Annotated in this window: 17 protein-coding genes; 8 read left to right on the forward strand and 9 right to left on the reverse strand. The window is 48.7% G+C overall.

Annotation, left to right across the window (positions count from 1 at the left end):
* Positions 1–5 precede the first annotated feature (5 nt).
* Positions 6–1832, forward strand: coding sequence for a translational GTPase TypA (gene typA, locus Q1B47_RS14425; RefSeq protein WP_299794997.1), 1827 nt, complete (start codon positions 6–8; stop codon positions 1830–1832).
* 322 nt (positions 1833–2154) lie between these two features.
* Here the strand turns inward: typA and Q1B47_RS14430 are convergent, their stop codons facing one another.
* From Q1B47_RS14430 to Q1B47_RS14460, 7 genes are all read right to left on the reverse strand, one after another.
* Complete coding sequence (locus tag Q1B47_RS14430) at positions 2155–3309, reverse strand: YadA C-terminal domain-containing protein (protein WP_299794999.1); 1155 nt, start codon at positions 3307–3309, stop codon at positions 2155–2157.
* Positions 3310–3466: 157 nt separating this feature from the next.
* Positions 3467–4414: a LysR family transcriptional regulator gene (locus tag Q1B47_RS14435; protein ID WP_299795001.1), complete on the reverse strand. Its 948-nt coding sequence runs from the start codon at positions 4412–4414 to the stop codon at positions 3467–3469.
* A 271-nt stretch (positions 4415–4685) separates the two neighbouring features.
* Positions 4686–5900 carry a 4Fe-4S binding protein gene (locus tag Q1B47_RS14440; protein ID WP_299795003.1) on the reverse strand — a complete coding sequence of 405 codons (1215 nt, stop codon included), beginning with the start codon at positions 5898–5900 and terminating at the stop codon, positions 4686–4688.
* Positions 5901–6173: 273 nt separating this feature from the next.
* Positions 6174–7103 carry a transporter gene (locus Q1B47_RS14445; RefSeq protein ID WP_299795005.1) on the reverse strand — a complete coding sequence of 310 codons (930 nt, stop codon included), beginning with the start codon at positions 7101–7103 and terminating at the stop codon, positions 6174–6176.
* 79 nt (positions 7104–7182) lie between these two features.
* Entirely contained in the window at positions 7183–8376 is a 1194-nt protein-coding gene (locus Q1B47_RS14450) for an MFS transporter (protein WP_299795007.1), read from the reverse strand.
* A 136-nt stretch (positions 8377–8512) separates the two neighbouring features.
* Positions 8513–8851, reverse strand: coding sequence for a cytochrome c3 family protein (locus tag Q1B47_RS14455; protein ID WP_299795009.1), 339 nt, complete (start codon positions 8849–8851; stop codon positions 8513–8515).
* Between the two features lie 65 nt (positions 8852–8916).
* Positions 8917–10443, reverse strand: a complete 1527-nt coding sequence (locus Q1B47_RS14460) for an FAD-dependent oxidoreductase (RefSeq protein WP_299795011.1) — start codon at positions 10441–10443, stop codon at positions 8917–8919.
* 368 nt (positions 10444–10811) lie between these two features.
* On the opposite strand from Q1B47_RS14460, the gene Q1B47_RS14465 reads away from it, so the two are divergent.
* Entirely contained in the window at positions 10812–12455 is a 1644-nt protein-coding gene (locus Q1B47_RS14465; RefSeq protein WP_299795013.1) for a sigma-54-dependent Fis family transcriptional regulator, read from the forward strand.
* Between the two features lie 208 nt (positions 12456–12663).
* On the opposite strand, the gene Q1B47_RS14470 is transcribed toward Q1B47_RS14465, so the two are convergent.
* Together Q1B47_RS14470 and Q1B47_RS14475 are read right to left on the reverse strand one after the other, a co-directional pair.
* A complete protein-coding gene (locus Q1B47_RS14470; RefSeq protein WP_299795015.1) occupies positions 12664–13311 on the reverse strand; it encodes a DUF2959 domain-containing protein in 648 nt (215 codons plus the stop codon).
* A 40-nt stretch (positions 13312–13351) separates the two neighbouring features.
* Entirely contained in the window at positions 13352–13579 is a 228-nt protein-coding gene (locus tag Q1B47_RS14475; protein WP_299795017.1) for a hypothetical protein, read from the reverse strand.
* Between the two features lie 89 nt (positions 13580–13668).
* Between Q1B47_RS14475 and Q1B47_RS14480 the strand changes: the two genes are divergently transcribed.
* From Q1B47_RS14480 to Q1B47_RS14505, 6 genes are all read left to right on the forward strand, one after another.
* On the forward strand, positions 13669–14622 hold the full coding sequence (locus tag Q1B47_RS14480; RefSeq protein WP_299795019.1) for a virulence factor BrkB family protein: 954 nt from the start codon (positions 13669–13671) through the stop codon (positions 14620–14622).
* Complete coding sequence (locus tag Q1B47_RS14485; RefSeq protein ID WP_299795021.1) at positions 14622–15575, forward strand: alpha/beta fold hydrolase; 954 nt, start codon at positions 14622–14624, stop codon at positions 15573–15575. The genes Q1B47_RS14480 and Q1B47_RS14485 overlap by 1 nt, the downstream gene beginning before the upstream one ends.
* Positions 15572–16135, forward strand: a complete 564-nt coding sequence (locus tag Q1B47_RS14490) for a hypothetical protein (RefSeq protein WP_299795023.1) — start codon at positions 15572–15574, stop codon at positions 16133–16135. The genes Q1B47_RS14485 and Q1B47_RS14490 overlap by 4 nt, the downstream gene beginning before the upstream one ends.
* A gap of 63 nt (positions 16136–16198) precedes the next feature.
* Entirely contained in the window at positions 16199–16636 is a 438-nt protein-coding gene (gene dtd, locus Q1B47_RS14495) for a D-aminoacyl-tRNA deacylase (protein ID WP_299795256.1), read from the forward strand.
* A 1-nt stretch (position 16637) separates the two neighbouring features.
* Positions 16638–17105, forward strand: a complete 468-nt coding sequence (locus Q1B47_RS14500; RefSeq protein WP_299795025.1) for a thioesterase domain-containing protein — start codon at positions 16638–16640, stop codon at positions 17103–17105.
* Positions 17106–17314: 209 nt separating this feature from the next.
* Positions 17315–17908, forward strand: coding sequence for an FMN-dependent NADH-azoreductase (locus tag Q1B47_RS14505; RefSeq protein WP_299795027.1), 594 nt, complete (start codon positions 17315–17317; stop codon positions 17906–17908).
* Positions 17909–18013: the final 105 nt, after the last annotated feature.

Here is an 18013-nt window from a genome sequence, read left to right on the forward strand (position 1 = left end):
TATCTGTGTTAGAGAATTTACGTAACATCGCCATTATTGCACACGTTGACCATGGTAAAACTACCCTGGTTGATAAGATGCTGGCGCAGTCTGGAACCCTTGAGACTCGAGGAGAGGCCGCTGAGCGGGTGATGGATTCAAACGATCTTGAAAAGGAACGTGGAATCACGATTCTTGCGAAGAACACTGCCATCAAGTGGAATGATTACCGTATTAACATCGTAGACACTCCAGGTCACGCCGACTTCGGTGGTGAAGTTGAGCGTGTTCTGTCTATGGTTGATTCTGTATTACTTCTTGTTGATGCTGTTGACGGTCCAATGCCGCAAACTCGCTTCGTAACCAAGAAAGCATTTGCTCAAGGTCTAAAACCAATCGTTGTTATTAACAAGATTGACCGTCCTGGCGCTCGTCCTGATTGGGTTATCGATCAAGTTTTCGATCTATTCGACAACTTAGGTGCTACCGATGATCAGTTAGACTTCCCTATTGTCTACGCTTCTGCTCTGAACGGTTTCGCATCTCTCGATCCAGATACTGCAGAGGGCGATATGACTCCTCTGTTCGAAACCATCGTTGAGAAAGTCTCTTCTCCAGATGCTGATGCTGAAGGTGATTTCCAGATGCAGATCTCTCAACTGGATTACAACTCATATGTTGGTGTAATCGGTGTAGGTCGTATCAAGCGTGGTAGCGTTAAGACGAACCAGCAAGTGACTATCGTCGATGCGGAAGGAAACAAGCGCAACGGCAAGATGGGTCAGGTATTAGGCTACATGGGGCTTGAGCGTCACGAAGTTGCAGAAGCTAATGCCGGAGACATAGTTGCGATTACCGGTCTTGGTCAGCTGCAGATTTCAGATACGGTATGTGCAACTACTACTGTTGAAGCTCTGCCTCCTCTGTCTGTCGATGAGCCAACACTAACTATGACCTTCCAGGTCAACACTTCTCCATTTGCCGGTAAAGAGGGTAAATACGTGACTTCACGTAATATCCTTGAGCGTCTAGAGCAGGAATTGGTTCACAACGTGGCCCTTCGTGTTGAAGAGACCGATAGCCCGGATCGTTTCCGTGTTTCTGGTCGTGGTGAGCTTCACCTTTCAATCTTGATTGAAAATATGCGTCGTGAAGGGTACGAGTTAGCCGTTTCTCGCCCTGAAGTCATCGTAAAAGAGATCGATGGCGAGATGTGTGAGCCATACGAGACACTGACTGTCGATGTTGAAGAGGAGCACCAAGGTACGGTTATCGAGAAGCTTGGTATCCGTAAGGGTGATATGAAGGATATGCAGCTTGATGGTAAGGGGCGTGTACGTATCGACTTTATCATTCCAAGCCGTGGCTTGATCGGTTTCCAAACTGAGTTCATGACCGCGACTTCAGGTACAGGTCTTATCTACCATTCATTTGACCACTATGGTCCTGTGAAAGGTGGTGACATCGGTCAGCGTGCACGAGGTGTATTGATCTCAAATGGTACCGGTAAGGCACTAACATTTGCACTATTCGGTCTACAGGATCGTGGTCGCCTCTTTATCGGCCATGCAGCGGAAGTATATGAAGGCCAGGTTATCGGGATTCATGCCCGTGCAAACGATCTAACAGTTAACTGTTTGAAAGGTAAGCAGCTAACTAACATGCGTGCATCGGGTACCGATGAAGCGCAGGTATTGACTCCACATATTGAGATGACGCTTGAACAAGCACTTGAGTTCATCGACGATGATGAGTTAGTAGAAGTAACGCCTGAGAACATCCGTGTTCGTAAGCGTCACCTGACTGAAAACGATCGTAAGCGTGCCAGCCGTGCGGCGAAAGACGCAAATTAATTTGTCGCAGCTCTTAAGCTGCGAAGGTTAATTTTTGCTGTAATCGCAAATCTTATTTAAAGCCCTGAACATGCAGATGTTCAGGGCTTTTCTGTGTCTGGCCATAAATGTTCCATTCATTTATTGGCATTCCCACCATCCATGGCGGTCAGATGTGCTTATCTCCGGAGTACAGGATGTACAAGGAGGGGATTTATGCCAGCTATCCATGGATAGCGACGATACTTGGAACAAAGTCTCACTTTGAAAGTGCCAGGCATTTTAAGCTTACAGCACTCTATACGTGAGCCTTCATAGCTAAATGTATCGAAACTCATGGTTATTAAAATTCAAATCCTACACCAGCGTATATGCTCATGGATTCGGTCGCATTATCGTATGCCCCACCCAATTTAGCGGTTACATTTTCATTGAACCGCTCCCCAACGCCAATTGCTAAGGCCTGTGCTTTACCATGGTGACCAATAGCAGCGCTGACAGCAAATTTGCCCACACCGTACGGATTAACCAGGCCTGCGAAGGCTGCTGAACCCGCATATGCGCCATCAATGTTATTGGACATCTGTTCCAGCTCTTGACGGATCGAAGCGATCTCGGTTGAGTTGTTGATAATATCCTGGGAATTTTTTCTTGCGAGAGTATCCGCATGTCGTGCTGTTAGCCCTGTTGATGCGAGTTGCTGCTGTTGAGCCTGAATGTCACTCTCATTAGCAGCCACTTGCTGCTGATTATTTTTAGCAAGTATACCTGTTTGCTCGGCCACTCTTGCTGTATTCTCCGATAGTTCTTCCGCACGTAGCGCATGCTGGCGGTTTTGTTGTAACTGCGTTTGTTGAGCCTGAATATTCACTTCATTGGCAGTCATTTGTTGCTGGTTATTTTTAGCAAGAATATCTGTTTGTTGAGCAAGCCTTGCAGTATCTATCGATAGCTTTTCTGCATGTTGGGCATATTGCTGGTTTTGTAACAACTGTTTTTGTTGAGCCTGAATATTGACTTCATTGGCAGTCACTTGTTGCTGGTTATTTTTAGCAAGAGTATCTGCTTGTTGAGCAAGCCTTGCACTATCCACCGATAGTTTTTCTGCATGTTGGGCTGACTGCCGGCTTTGCTGCAGCTGCTGTTGTTGAACTAGCAGCGAATTACTATTGGCAACAACTTGCTGGACGGTATCATGAGCAAGAATATCCGTTTGCTGGACACGGTCTGAATTGGCTGTGATCTGTGCCTGTTGTTGCTCTAATCCTTGAGCATTAGCCTGGGTCCACTGGTAAGTATTGTCGTGCAAGCTGAACAGGGTTGATACCTTTTCACTATTTTCTTGAATATCGTTGCCATTGTTGTGGGTGTTCACAGCTAACTGAAGTAGCTCGTTGCCCAATGCTACTCGATCTATTTCGCTACTATCTTCTGCCAGGGCGCTATTAGCAATAAGGCTGGTGGCGAGTATAGATAGGGTTAAGGGAAGTCGTTTCATGTTTACCACCTTTTTTAAAAACAAACCGGTTAATGAGATTCATTGACTAATCATCATGTTAGATATGCCTTTAATCTATTACTCAAGGTGTTCAGTGGGAACTAACTATTTCGACTTATAGGTATGACAAAAATTCATGCCTCAACCCGGAGAAAGTCTAATTTGGGTTGTGTGAGTTTTCCTGAAGGTAGACTTTACCTGAGTCGATCTTTTGTTGAAGGCTCTCCTGCAACAGTTGAAAACATAGCTCGCGAAACCACCTATGCTCTTGATCTCTATGATACTTCGCATGCCAAAGTAGGTAGTATCTATGTGGTGGCAGATTAGTGGGAAATGAGCGTATCTCCAGCTGATATATTTCAACATATTTACTCGCGATATGAAGTGGAGCCGTCATAATTGTTTCAGTATTTAGTATCACTTTAACGGCAGAGTGAAAGGAGGGGGCATGGGCAAATACCTTACGTTTGCTTGCGTCAATATACTCCTTCGCTTTCAGCTGTCGGCGCCTATCAACGGCCCCATTGACTAGAATATGCTTTGCACTAAGATAGCTATCCAGTGATAGTTCCTGATTAGCTAGTGGGTGGTGTTTGCTAAATAATACGACGTGCTGATCCTGAGCTAACTCTTTGCCGTAAAGGTTTTCTGGAATGTCATCGGCAACAGTGGCAACAATATCTACTTCACTTAATGCCAATGGGTCCAGATGTTCCTCTTGCCAGTATTGAGACATAATAGAGACATTCGGTGCTTGAGACTCCACTTGTGAGCAGATCAAAGGCAGGACTGATTTGGCGACAAAACTACTGAAAGCCAAAGTAAATTTTCTGTTGAATTGCATAGGGTCAACCATCACAGGCTCGAACAAACTGTCCATTTGACTGAGCAAGCGTGGTAGCTTAGCTTGAAGCTCTTCCCCCTTACTGGTGAGAATATATTTATTGCCTTCTCTGACCATTATCGGGTCGTTAAATTCTTCTTTTATTTGCCGAAATGTTTTACTCATGGCTGATTGAGTTACATTTAAGTCTTGGGCTGACTGTGTGAGGTTTTGGGTTTCCAGAATTGATCGCAGTGCTGGTAAAAGTTTGTAGTTTTGCATATCAACCCCATGTAACTCATTGATGTATTGAAAACGGTATAACGACACTCATTGCTAAATTTAAGCGACTTACTGTTTTGGAGAAAGCTTTTTCGATATAAAGAGCAGTAAATTAATAGCAAAATTAGGAGTTTGCTAGCTATGTTGTTTAGTCGAAGTGGCTCGCACCATCAGGGCTGATGATGCGAGCTTCACTCATAGGCTTGCAGAGCTAACTAAACATAAGATGCGGGGGCCTGGAATCTAGGCTCCGGGACCTACAAGCTGATTATCAATGCCCGATAGCATTCAAATGCTGTATCAGATAGATGCGATCCTGATCCGGAGTTTGGCTGTGCCAGAAACCGCCGACATAGGCGCCGAGGGGAATGAGGAACATGATAGTTAACAGCATGATGGTCAACCCCCTTGCCGATAGCTTAATCCCGTTGCGGGTGCTGAAGTGCAGTGCCTCTCTCTTTGGGCAGGCGGAGACGCAGCGCATACAGGCCTGGCATTCATCCGAGCGAATGTTCTTCTGGGTATGCACCGAGATGTTGGCCGGGCAGGCGCGGGTGCACTTATCACAGTTCATCCCTTTAGACTCGATAAGGCAGTGTTGAGTGCTTCTGCGGATCTTAAATGGGCTCAGAAAGCTGATGATGCCGAGCAGGGCTCCGTAAGGGCAGATGTAACGGCAAAACCCCTGACGACGCCACGCGGCCAAGGCCAGAATAAAAGCGAAACAGGTTAAGGTAATGAGTCCCGGTGTGACAAAAAACAACGCCATCTTGAGGTCGGCTATCTTATGATAGTTGCCCTCTAAGTAATGGGGAATCGAGGCCGAAGGCATACTTATGATGATATAGAGTAACGCACCCAACAGCAGGTATTTCAGCATACGCAGTGGCCAGTCTAACCAGACTGGTGGCAGGAACTCCCGTTTGATGAAACGCTTTCTCAGCTTGTAAAGGTACTCTCCGGCCAAGCCGAGGGGGCATGCCCAGCCGCAGAAGGCACGTTTACAGAGTAAGCCGGTTAACAGCACGACGGCAAGCATGACTGCGGCGGCCGGATGGGTCTGGTCCCACAGGCCTAAGGTCATGATAGCCTTGAGTTCGATTCCCCCGGCGATAGGAAGAAATGCATCGCCGACATCGGGCCTTGCCAGCCAGGGAGTTATTCCGGCCTTAAGCATGGCGGTGTTTGCGGCAAACTGTGCACCGACCAGCAGCATAGAGAGGGCAAGCAGGTGCTGAGTGCTATCACGCAGTGCGTTAGCCCTGAGCTCACCCTTGGCGGCCTCAGGTCGTAGTTTGGTGAAGATGGTTAGTGAGATAACTGCGATGGCGAGCGCCATGAGCAGTGGCCAGTAGAGCGAGCTTATAGCGGCTGCGAGAGTGATGAAGGTGGTGACCAAGGCCCCCGATTTTTTACCGCTCCAATAGAGCAGGCTGACACTGTAGGCTAGCGCCAACATTAAGGTTAAAGATTCAACAAAGCTCATATTATTCTGATTTAGTAACGACTTGTATCTGTGTGAGGATTATTGTTTTGATAAGTTCTTTAGCGATGAGACTTTTGTGCTGAAGATCTAAAAAATATATTGCTTATTATCGGGAAAGTGGCCTGAGATCACGCATTTGCAATGCCATAAAGTGTATCCCAATTGAAGCAAAATCCGGGTGAATGCACAAACCCTTCAGCTTGAGCCTTAAGCTATATCGGACTAACACCGGCGGTGGTGCCGGTATTGGTCCGTTAGATCTCGGGTAAATTTTTAGAATGATTTGGTCAGGGTGAAGACGAAGGATGAACCTTCGGCGGTATTTTTGGATCCGAACTCATTCACGTACCGAAGATTCCCCTGTAGCAGCCAGGGCAGGTAGAACACGTTGAGTTCTGCGCCAATCCCATAGCCGTTTTTACGTTCACTCGCAGATGTTCCGTGACCATCCCGGCTATCATCGCTGAGCTGCCAACTGGCGCAATAACTCATACCGGGACGAAGCAGCCACTGCTCATTTAATGCGAACTGCTTGCCTATGCCACCCTCTATGATAAATTCAGCGCCCGGTCTAACATCGGTATCTTCCTGCTCAGAGTGCACCAGGGTGCGGGTCAGGCCGCTGATACTCCAGGACTTTTCAGCGTCCAGATAGTAGGTTCCCCCAAGTGTCAACATGCCGGACCAATAGCCCATGCCTGGCGAAGCTGCGTCTGTAGAGTCGTAGTCGCCCGTGGGAGCTATCACAGATAATCCAAGTGCCGCCTCGTAATTTTCCCGGAACCAGAACAGCGCCAGCGGCTCCAGAACGATATCTCCCATGGCGAAGGAGCTGCTGTCATCGACACCGAAGTCGGCGATCGAGGTCTGTTTATCTACCATAGGGATGATGACGTTATAGGCCCAATTGGCACCGAAGAGCTTCTTCTCGGTGACATGTACCAGCCTGTGCAGCTGAACATAGGCACCTATATCCACGTTCAGCCCGGTGTCATCGCCGTTATCATCGGTTAGCGTATCGGCGCTATACCAGGTGTTGTACATACGATAGTGCATACCCGGCGGCGGTGGGGTACCGGCGGCGACCCCCTCTCCACCTATGGGGTAATGGGAGCCGGAGGTTGCCGCCAGAGCTGAAGCACTGCTCAAGAGTAACCCCGTCACTCCTGCCAGGCGAAGCAGGTTTTTTTCTCTAGTATTCAATTATTTCTCCTTAGTTTATTACTTTTATGTTGTGGTTAATCCGGATTCGGTCAGTTAAGGTGATTGTGTTTTCGGGAGATCAGTTTTTGCATCTGTTGTCGATAGCTGAAAAAAGAGGGGGGTGGGTATTGAGCGTAAATAACACTATCGTTGAGGCACCTATTAGCCCTGCCGAGTAAAATACGACGTCTATTCCGAAGCGGCTCAAGATGAGGGCACCTAAAATGGGACCAAAAATAAAGCCTGAGTTCATTGCCCCGTTGAATATACCTACCGTATTTTCCACGCCGTAGCGGCTTCCCTCCTCGACCAACATGGCGGTGCAGGCCGGCTGTGAAAGGGCACTGAACAGGCCCAGCAGGCTGGTTGCGAAGATAACTTGGGTTAGAGTGGTTGAGGCAGGAATTATTAAGTAGGTTATTGAGACCGCAATGCCACCAAGGGTGATTAGCAAGGGGTGAGATATCCTATCGGCAAGCAGGCCCATCGGGCGCAGCAGCAGTGTGATAGTGAGACTGCTTAACGCCATCACTATTCCGGTTTGGGTCCCGCTTAACTTAAGCTCCTTCGTTAAAATGATTGGCAGAAATGTGCCAGTAATAGAGATGCAGCAGGCTCGTCCAAAGATAAAGGCCAGTAGCCCTCTTAAGTGTCGGCTCTGGGTGATGGGGGCCATGAACGATGATCGTTTAAGCCTGCTCGAGTGGCCTGCTTCGGCCCGAGGCGAAGCCGAACCGAGACGGCTACACAGTACAATCGCTATGCAGGTGAGAAGGATCAGGCCTGAAAAAATGGCAGTGAATCCGAACTGATCTTTTATATAACCACCGACTACCGGCCCTATGGACAGGGCTGAATAGAAGGAGATATCGAAGGTACCCATAACCGAGGAGCGCTTCTCCTTTACAGTGCTTTCACTTATCACAGAGACTATGACCGGTCTGAGCATGGCGCAGGCTACGCCTTGCAGTAAGCGTGAGGTAGCAAGTATGAACAGGTTGGTTGACAGTAAATATAAGACGGAAACTGCCAGATAGAGGGTAAGGGAGACAAGCAGAAACCTTTCTGGGCCTAAGGTATCGGCATAGCGCCCCACAAAAGGGCTGAAGATGGTTTTGGCCACTGAATAGGATATCAGGGGGAGGGCCAACAGTGTGCCTCTTGCTCCCAGTTCAAACAGGTAAACAGAGAAAAAGGTGTCGCTGAGCCCAAACCCCAAGGTGATGAGAAAATTGATCGCGAAAAGGATCATAAAGTGATTGCGATGCGTCATCCTTGTCACCCTATATATGTACCTGGGTTCGCCTCTTTTGGTGAAAAGAGGTACGGGGTAACAGGCAGCAGGGTTTAGCCATGCTGCCTGTCCTGCAGAGATCAATAAATATCAGGGGATTGAATAGTTTATGTCTCTAAGGCAGTTCTACTTCATACTGATGACAATCGTTGCAATACAGGACTGAAGGTTCATGGGTCTTATGGCAGGCGGTGCAGCGAACTTCGCCATGGGGAGACTTATGGACATTTACCATTCTCTCCTCTACCTGAAACTCCTTAACTTCAACCTGATCTCCATGGCAGTTTTTACATAAGGAAGTTTTACCCCGGCGAGTGGGGGTGTCGGTTCCATGGCAATCCATGCAGGTGACGTCTGCACCTTCATGTATTTTGGCGAGATCGTCGGCATAACTTGGCATGTTAGCGGCAAACATCAACAGGGCTGCGGTCGCGACGGACATTAAATATTTCATAATCTTCTATTCTTGTTGGGGTAAAAAAACCGAGATCCAAAAGAGCGGATCTCGGCTAAGGGGAATTACAGCTTCATCTTCTTGGCGATGTGCTCTGCAGCGAAACGTCCTGAGTTGATGGCGAATGAGCTGGCCATGCCCTCAAGAGTCAGGTTGTATGAATCACCATATACGCCGCCCACTTCGCAACCTACGACATATAGGCCGCCGACAGGCTTCATATCTTTCTCGCGTAGTACCTGCATGTCCGTATCTGTGGTTGGGCCACCGAGAGTGATAAGCGTGGCGTTTTGTCCCTTAACGGCGAAGTAAGGAGGCTTGTTCATAGAGCGAACGTACTTGCGGTTTTTAGGGAACTCCTCATCGACACCGTTGATGGCGTAACGGTTGGCGTCAGCCACAGTTTGTTTAAAGGTGGCTACGTCGACGCCCATTTTCTTGGCCAGTCCCTCGATGGTGTCTGACTTAACCAACCAGCCCTCTTTCTGACCGACTTCGATACCTTCGTCCAGCAGGTCTAATTTATGGCCGACGCGTACCCAGTCACTGTGAGAGATGTCGATACCATCTGTCTTCATGTACTCTCTCATGTTGTCATCGAAGACGGCGAAGTAACCATTGCCCACACGTTCAACAGCGGGTCCTGTGTTGTGCCATAGCGGTGCCTGGCTCTCATCGATGAAACGCTTACCGTCTTTGGCAACCCACATGTAAGGTTGGCGTAGCAGAGAGGCCATCTGTGAGTAGACAGTCGTATGCTCCGGGTGACTCAGCTGAGTGTTAGGATCTTTACCGTATAACCATGCACCAATTGCCAGGTGAGTCTTCATCCCTTCAAGCCTTGCACCTGTCTCCTCCCACCACTTGATGCTGTCGCCGTCTCGACCCTTCTTAGGGCCAACGATCAGGTGATCGGTGCGGATACCGAACCTCTTCAGCATCTTAGGATTGTTGATGAAACCACCGGTGGCAACGATGACACCGCCTTTAGCGTTAAAGGTATAGGTATCGCCTTCGCCATCTTCTGCGATAACGCCGACGACTTTTCCGCCTTTATAGATAAGCTCTGTTGCCGGTGTTTCTGTATAGATCTTACCGCCGTCTTTGATGAAGGATTGCTCCATCTTCTGAACGAACTCTACGCCCTTGCCATCTTTAAAGATATGCCAGGTACGGTTACCGTCTTCGAACAGAGTTCGAACGTCATGGAAGGTGACACCTTTCTCCTCCATCCATTTGATAGACTCGTCTGAGCGATTAATCCATTTGCGCATCAAGGGGCCGTTGATGAAGCCATGGTTGAACTCCATATGGTTTTTATAAGCCCAATCTTTAGTCAGACCTATGTACATAGATTTTTGCTGTTCGGTTTCAACGGCGAAAGTGCCTTCGATATAGAGCGCCGAGCCACCAATGTTAGCCTGCTTCTCCAGCAACACGGTTGTCAGACCTTTTTCTTCGGCGGCGGCAGCGGCTGCCATACCACTGGCACCGGAGCCAATTACGACCACATCGACATTCTTGGTGTAATTTGCCGCATAACTACTCGCGCTTAATAAGCTCAAAGCAATTGCCATAGAAAGTTTGTTCATTCAGTACCACCTCTTGTTTAACATTCGATTTAAAACACGTTTTTATTTATGGGTTTCTGTTAACTTCTCGTTATACAAATCTGTAGTTAATGACCTCTGCATGAGTTCGAATGCCCTTCTATTTCAGCGTCGGTCACAGAATCTGTATGGAGCACATTAGAGACATCACATATGCGTTGCAGCGCATCTTATTGATAAGGTTTACTTAATTGACCCAGGTCTCGTGATTTAAGATTGCACTAAGCGTGCCAATAGGTAAGTTGCTGAATTTGTTTGATTTATAAAATTCGTGCAAGGTGTTGAAGTTCCGAATGGGAACGCTTATCCCGATTTGGAACCTGTACATAATCATTAGGTAAATTAACAAGATGCTGATAAACGACATAGATCCGAAAGATTTTCTGGAGTTTGTTCCCGAAGAGGGGGTGATTAAGCTCAAAGAAAGACGCATGTTACTGTTCGATGCCGTGGCCTTGGGTTTACTGCGAAAGGAGTTGATAGATACCTTCGGTCACTTTGCCGCACGTAGCATATTGACCCGGTTCGGTTATGCTCACGGCTGGCGGACCGCCGAGTTACTGCGATCAGAATATCCCGCCATTTTTTCCCAGGATGAAGGGGGCTCCTACCTTCACATGTTGTTTGGCCTGACCAAAACATGCCAGTTTAACCACTCAGATAATCTAGCCACAGGTTTTTCTATGCAGGTCTGTTGGGATAACTCCTATGAGGCGGAGCAACATCAGCTGCTGTTCGGGGTTGCCGAGGAGCCCATCTGCTGGACCTTGACAGGCTTTGCCAGTGGTTATGAGTCCTGCAAGCAGGAGCGTGAGGTCTATTTTATCGAGGACAAGTGCCGGGGAGCCGGCGATCCGTTTTGTCGTATCGTGGGCAAGTTTAAAGAAGACTGGGGAGATGAGCTGGAGGTTCATCAGCCATTTTATAGCATGGAGTCTGCCGATACCCTGCTGAAGGGGCTGACGCAAAAGCTGAAGAAGACAGAGCAGGATCTCAAGCGTCAGCAGGAGCAGCTGAGCCTCTATAACGCCAACCTTCATAACATATCCGGCTTAGTGACCCGCAGTAATGAGATGAAGCGGATTGTCGAGCTGGCCCGACGCATCGCTAAGGTCGATTCATCTGTTGTGGTCTCGGGAGAGAGCGGTGTTGGTAAAGAGCGTGTCTCCCGCTTTATTCATGACCACTCATCGAGAGCCTCGGGGCCTTTCGTTGCGGTTAATTGTGGTGCGCTTACCGAAACCTTGTTGGAGAGCGAACTATTCGGCCATAAGAAGGGCGCCTTTACCGGTGCAGACAGAGATCATGTCGGCTTGTTTGAGCAGGCCAACGAAGGCACGCTGTTTCTCGATGAGATCGGTGATATATCGGCGTCCATGCAGGTGAAGTTGCTAAGGGCGCTACAGGAGAAAGAGATACGCCGGGTCGGGGACAGCCAGGACAGGAAGGTTAATGTACGTATCATCGCGGCCACCCATAGAAACTTGAGCGAAGAGGTGAAAGCCGACCGCTTCAGGGCCGACCTCTTTTACAGGCTGTGCGTGATTGAGCTGACGATTCCTCCTCTGCGGGACAGGGCGGAGGATATTCTGTTTATCGCTAAGGTGATTCTGGAGCAGGTGAATAAGGATATGAATCGGAACGTCAGCGGCTTCTCTCCCCAGGCTTCCGAGCTGCTTCTCAGTTATGGCTGGCCGGGAAATGTGCGGGAGTTACAGAATGTGGTTGAGCGTAGTGTTGCTCTGTGTATGGGCCGCGAGATAACCGTTGATGATTTTCCCGAAACCATGACCCACAACCCGGTACTGCTGTCGCAGTTATCGAAGCCGACTCTGTCACTGGAGGAGATGGAGATGGAGTATATTCTGTCTGTGCTTAAGTCATGTGGCGGCAGTAAGACCCTGGCCATGGAGAAGCTTAAGATCGGCAAGACGACCCTGTACCGAAAGCTCAACGATTATCGGAAGCTGACAGAGAGGCAGGTGACTGCTTGATAGGTCTGATATAAGGCGCCCGCTTCGCGCTCTGGAGGACGCTGACTATGTCAGCTATAGGACGCCTTCGGCTAATAAACACTGCCTGCTAGCCTTTACTCTTTCGAATAGCCAACTCGTTGGCGTCATGTTAGCCCTTACAGGGCGCAGCCCGTCAAATAGCGAAGCGTCCTCTTAGCATTTACAGCGCGTAGCGCGTCCAGTTTTGCTAATTACCTTCCAGTGAGGCGATAAACTTGTTCGACTCTTCGATAGACTTGTTCATCTCCTTGATCAGACCCGAGATATCGGTCTGCAGGCTGGTGAACTCACCCTTGATGGCACCAATGGCCTGAGCATTCAAGTTATGCTTGAGGTAGAGCATGTTGTCTTTCATGGCCGTCAAAACGGGCGGCATCTTACTCTCGGCCCGGCGCATGCTTTTTAGCAACTGATTATATGAACGGCGTGTCTCTCTGAGTTTTGACTCGCTGTTACGGCGTAGACTGGCCTTACTTATCTCACCAATCTCACTCTGCCACTCGTCAAATAGGGCTTCGGCTACATCTTCGACCTTATCGATGCGCTTAGTGACGTCATCGGCGGCATCCTGAGCGGACTCATATTCATCTTTAGCCTTATTGTATGCACTCTCCAGATCACCACCATCGTGATTCAGCAGTGCCTGCATCTCTTCCAGTGCCGAGCTGAACTGCTTCTGCGCGTCCTCTTGAGACTCTTTAGCGTCTTCAACTCTGTCGACCATGATGTCACGTTTGTGATAGCCCACTTTTTCCATGGCGCCGTAGTAGGCGCTCTGACAGCCTGTGAGCAGCAGGCTGGTGGCGATAATCGCAATAGAGATAGTTTTCTTCATCGGTAGGGATCCTTGTCCATGGGGTCCAAAAAGGCGATGGTTAATCGGCTTTAAATCTTGCTGCGTCTATGATGCACCAGATGTGTAACGGTACCGCGACGATTAAAAATATGCCAAAAGTGAAAGTGGCAATGCCGTATGAAGCATAGGTGGTCAGACAAAATATGATTGCAGCGAGTATGCGCCCCTGAACGAGTTGACCTAATCCTGCGAAAAAGAAACTTGCGATAGCGGCAATAACATTGCCTGCCGATCCTTGTTGTGACATCTATTTATTCCTTACACTTGTCAATCTTAGGTTATAAGCTTTATTGTACGAAGATACCCATTCAACACCAACTTAATCAAGAGATAGTAGTGATAAAGAAGATAGATGGAACACGGTTTCATACATTTGTGCTTAGCACTTGGCACTTCATGATACATCTAAAGCAGCGCCTGGCGGAAGATCAGATAAATATTCGTGCCGGACACTTAGCTTATGTCACTCTGCTCTCTTTGGTGCCTATGGTTGCGGTAACCATGTCTATGCTATCGGCCTTTCCTGTGTTCGGTGGGATCAGGGGGCAGATAGAGGGGTTTATCTATAACAACTTCCTCCCGGCCGCTGGGGATACGGTGCAGGTTTATATTAACGAATTTGTCGGTAATGCCTCTAAGGGGACGGCAGTGGGCATTGCCGCCTTGATGGTGGTGGCGATCATGCTGATCTCCGCTATCGATAAGGCATTGAATAATATCTGGCGAACGACTGAGAAGCGTTCCATGGTGGTCTCATTTTCCATGTATTGGATGGTGTTGACCTTAGGTCCTGTGTTGATGGGGGCGAGCCTGGTTGCCACCTCCTATGTGGTGTCACTCAAGGTGTTTAGCGATTCCGATCTCTCCGGCGTAGTCCCCGTGCTTGTTGAACGCCTGCCCATGTTCTTCTCGGTTGCCAGCTTTCTGTTGATCTACATGGTGGTGCCCAACACTAAGGTGAAGTTCTTTCATGCTCTGCTCGGTGCGATTGTCGCCGCCCTGCTGTTTGAGTTCGGTAAGAAAGGCTTCGCCATCTATCTGACTAAGTTTCCGACCTATGAGGCTATTTATGGTGCGCTTGCGACCATCCCTATCCTGTTTATGTGGGTCTACCTATCCTGGATCATCGTCTTGTTGGGGGCCGAGATCACCGCAGCTATGCCTGAGTACCTGGATAAGAGACAATCGGATAAGGATGAGTCAACAAAGATAGAGGAGGCTCATGATCCTCAGATCAGCTTTTCAATCTCAACTGCCGTTAACGAATCTAAAAATGAAAGCCGTCGGTAATGAGTAGTCACTTACCTGCATTTATTCGCCGTGACTGGCTGGATGTGGGCGACGGGCATGTGCTTCACCTGGCGCAATATGGCAATCCAGAGGGGATCCCGCTGCTCTTTCTTCATGGTGGCCCCGGTGGAGGCTGCGTTACTGAGGATCTCAGGCTTTTCGATAGAGACTCATTCCGAATTTTTCTGCTGGATCAAAGAGGAGCCGGACGCTCAAAACCACATGGTGAGCTTAAGCATAACGAGCTGCTGCACTTACTCGGCGATATCGAGAGGGTGCGTCAGTGGCTCGATATACCGGCCTGGTGTGTCGTGGGGGGCTCTTTCGGTGCCACACTGGGTTTTATCTATAGCTGCCTGTATCCTCAACGAGTGCTGTCTCAGGTGTTTTGGGGGCTGTTTATCCCCAATGAAGAGGGGGCTAACTGGCTCTATGGCAGCAAGGGAGCCGCAACCCTGTTCCCGCAGGATTATCTGGAGTTTACCGCTCTGGCCCCATTCTCATCGAAGATTGACGCGCTTTTCAAACGCTATAGAGCGGGCTTTCTCAACCTAGATGACGACACCCGCCTCGAATATGTCCGTGGCTGGTTGAAGTGGGAGCTGGCGCTATCTCTTCCGGGCGCGGAATTACCGGAGTCGGGTAGCGCTTTGGCGAAGAGTCTGGCCGAGATTGAGCTGCATTATGCCAGTCGGCAATACTTTGGTGCCTACGCTCTGATGAGAGAGATGGCGAGTGGAATAAAGGCGCCAACGGTGATATTGCAAGGTGAGATGGACTGGGTTTGTCCCTCTGTTATCGTCGAGAAGTTTTTAGATGAGTTTGGCTCCGGTGATATGAAATATTCCTTGATCAAAGGAGGCTATCATGCATTGGCCAATGATAAGATGTTTCTGGAAGTCGTCTATGCCATACAGGAAATGGCTGGTAATATTAGGGAGATAGATAAATGAATAAACTTATTATCGCAGTAGTTTTGACCATGCTCACTGCCTGCGCGTCCACCGACAATAACGACAAGAGCACAGCAGTTGCACCTGAGCGGGTGACACTGGGCGGCATGACAAACGATGATGCGGCTAAGGCATTGTTCGATGCCTTGATTAAAAAGAACTACCTCGCCACCATGGCCTCACCGACTCGCATTGCGCTGCAGTTTGATGATAACCAGTTTGTGCTTCAGCCCAGTATCAACCCCGATGGTATCGACCGCATCATGATGAATCGCTTCTACGCCGTTCATCCCAAGCTTGCGGGTAGCCAAGATCTACTCATATTAATTGGCACGTTAAATCATAAGCTTAACTTTGCAAAGTTTACCCTGCGTGAAAACGGCGCCATCATCCAGGTACAGGGCGCGGCAACCTTTGTGAATACCATTGAACTCGAAGAGATCCGCCGTTTCATGTTATGGACCGATGAAGGGCTACGTCAGGTAGGTCATTCGTTGCCAAAAGGTGCCGAACAGTTGATTAAGCCGATACCTGTTATGCAGCAGTCTCAGTCGTTATAAGTTAACTATTTCCGGCGTCAGACATCCAGATGCTGGTTTATTCTAAATTGGAGATAATTGAACGTGATAGCCCTGATCCAACGTGTTACTCAAGCCAAGGTCGATGTCGATGGAGAAACGATAGGGGCCATCGATAAAGGCTTACTGGTCTTGCTCGGGGTCGAGCGTGAAGATGATTCCTCGAAGATGGAGAAGCTTGCAAATAAAGTCATGAGCTATCGTGTGTTCAGTGATGAAGATGGCAAGATGAACCTGAATGTCAAACAGGCTGGTGGCTCGCTGTTAGTGGTATCTCAATTTACTCTGGCCGCCGATACCGGGCGGGGTTTGAGGCCAAGCTTCTCCGGTGCGGGTACGCCGGAACAGGCTAAAGTGCTGTATGAGGAGTTCGTTGAGTTTTGCAGATCTAAAGGGATGTCTACTCAAACGGGTGAGTTTGCGGCCGACATGCAGGTCAGTCTGGTCAATGATGGCCCGGTTACCTTTAATCTTCAGGTGTAGCATGGATGACTTCGCAGGAGGTGAGCAGGTGGTTGAATCACTCCTGAAGGAGCTGGCAGAAACCTGGCATCGAACGATCCCTGTTAGTGCGTTTATGCAGATATCTCCGCTGGAGTATAGCGATAAGTGGCTGACGATCGGTGCGCCCCTGCCTCCCAATATCAACCTGCATCAGACCATGTTTGCCGGCAGTATCTATACTCTGGCAACCTTGACGGGATGGGGCATGCTTTGGCTGCAGCAGCGCATAGCCGGTGTTGACGGAGATATCGTGTTAGCCGATGGTCATATACGTTACCTTGCACCAATAACTGAGGCCCCGCTTGCAAGATGCTGCTGGCCGGATACCGAGCTTGGCCGCTTATCCATGGGGCGAAGGGTGAAGGTGAGCCTTGAAGTTGAGCTATGGTGTGAAGACAAACTATGCGCAACATTTGAAGGCTTGTATGTGAGCCAACCTATTGCATAGTACCTTTTGATTTGAAGCGTACTTTCTCTCGTTTTATAGCTCCGCTATTACCAGATTCCCTCATTCCCCCTTGCTGCAGCCGTCATTTATTCGATTTTATAGAACGTATTGAGTGATTTTATCAGCTTTTTATCTTCTTTATCGTAAATTAAACTGGCTTCATCGATTTGAGAGATGGTTCTCAATCACGAAATGATGTGGAGTCAGTTATGTCAAAAGTACTAATTTTAAAGTCGAGCATTTTAGGCGATTACTCTCAATCGGGCCAGTTGGTTGAGCACCTTAAACAGCATTGGGAGAAGCAGGGCGCCGAGATCAACGTACGCGATCTGGCGGCAGAGCCTCTGCCGATGCTCGATGGTGAAATTGCATCAGGATTGCAAGGCGGGGAGCAGTTAACGCCGCGTCAGGAGCAGGCGCTGTTATTGTCTGACTCACTTATTCAAGAGCTTAAAGAGCATGACACCCTAGTGATTGCTGCGCCTATGTATAACTTCAGCATTCCTACTCAGCTTAAGAACTGGATCGATCTGGTTGCTCGTGCCGGTGTGAGCTTCACCTACACTGAAACCGGGCCTAAAGGTTTGATTACCGGTAAGCGAGCCGTATTGATAACGACACGTGGCGGGGTACATAAAGATGGTGCGTCAGACCATGTCGTGCCTTACCTTAAAACGGTACTTGGTTTTATCGGTATCGAGGAGGTTGAAACTGTGTATAGCGAAGCGCTCAATATGGGGCCGGAAGCGTCTAAACAGGGGATCGAGTCGGCTCAGCAGGCGTTGGATAAAATGGTTGCCTGATTCAGGCAGCACTTTGATTGCTTATGCCTTTAGGTGTTAGCTAAAGCGGTTTGAACGCAAAGGGCAGAGGCAAAAGCGGAACTATCAACCCCATCTTTATTTTGA

The organism is uncultured Shewanella sp. (genome assembly GCF_947501225.1).
Taxonomy (GTDB): Bacteria; Pseudomonadota; Gammaproteobacteria; order Enterobacterales; family Shewanellaceae; genus Shewanella.

Bases quoted from the DNA above. Each gene is read 5' to 3' on its own strand.
- Q1B47_RS14505 (WP_299795027.1), top strand. From the start codon at position 17,315: ATGTCAAAAGTACTAATTTTAAAGTCGAGCATTTTAGGCGATTACTCT.
- Q1B47_RS14455 (WP_299795009.1), bottom strand. From the start codon at position 8,851: ATGAAATATTTAATGTCCGTCGCGACCGCAGCCCTGTTGATGTTTGCC.
- Q1B47_RS14485 (WP_299795021.1), top strand. From the start codon at position 14,622: ATGAGTAGTCACTTACCTGCATTTATTCGCCGTGACTGGCTGGATGTG.
- Q1B47_RS14435 (WP_299795001.1), bottom strand. From the start codon at position 4,414: ATGCAAAACTACAAACTTTTACCAGCACTGCGATCAATTCTGGAAACC.
- Q1B47_RS14490 (WP_299795023.1), top strand. From the start codon at position 15,572: ATGAATAAACTTATTATCGCAGTAGTTTTGACCATGCTCACTGCCTGC.
- Q1B47_RS14465 (WP_299795013.1), top strand. From the start codon at position 10,812: ATGCTGATAAACGACATAGATCCGAAAGATTTTCTGGAGTTTGTTCCC.
- Q1B47_RS14460 (WP_299795011.1), bottom strand. From the start codon at position 10,443: ATGAACAAACTTTCTATGGCAATTGCTTTGAGCTTATTAAGCGCGAGT.
- Q1B47_RS14475 (WP_299795017.1), bottom strand. From the start codon at position 13,579: ATGTCACAACAAGGATCGGCAGGCAATGTTATTGCCGCTATCGCAAGT.
- Q1B47_RS14470 (WP_299795015.1), bottom strand. From the start codon at position 13,311: ATGAAGAAAACTATCTCTATTGCGATTATCGCCACCAGCCTGCTGCTC.
- Q1B47_RS14500 (WP_299795025.1), top strand. From the start codon at position 16,638: ATGGATGACTTCGCAGGAGGTGAGCAGGTGGTTGAATCACTCCTGAAG.
- Q1B47_RS14430 (WP_299794999.1), bottom strand. From the start codon at position 3,309: ATGAAACGACTTCCCTTAACCCTATCTATACTCGCCACCAGCCTTATT.
- Q1B47_RS14440 (WP_299795003.1), bottom strand. From the start codon at position 5,900: ATGAGCTTTGTTGAATCTTTAACCTTAATGTTGGCGCTAGCCTACAGT.
- Q1B47_RS14450 (WP_299795007.1), bottom strand. From the start codon at position 8,376: ATGACGCATCGCAATCACTTTATGATCCTTTTCGCGATCAATTTTCTC.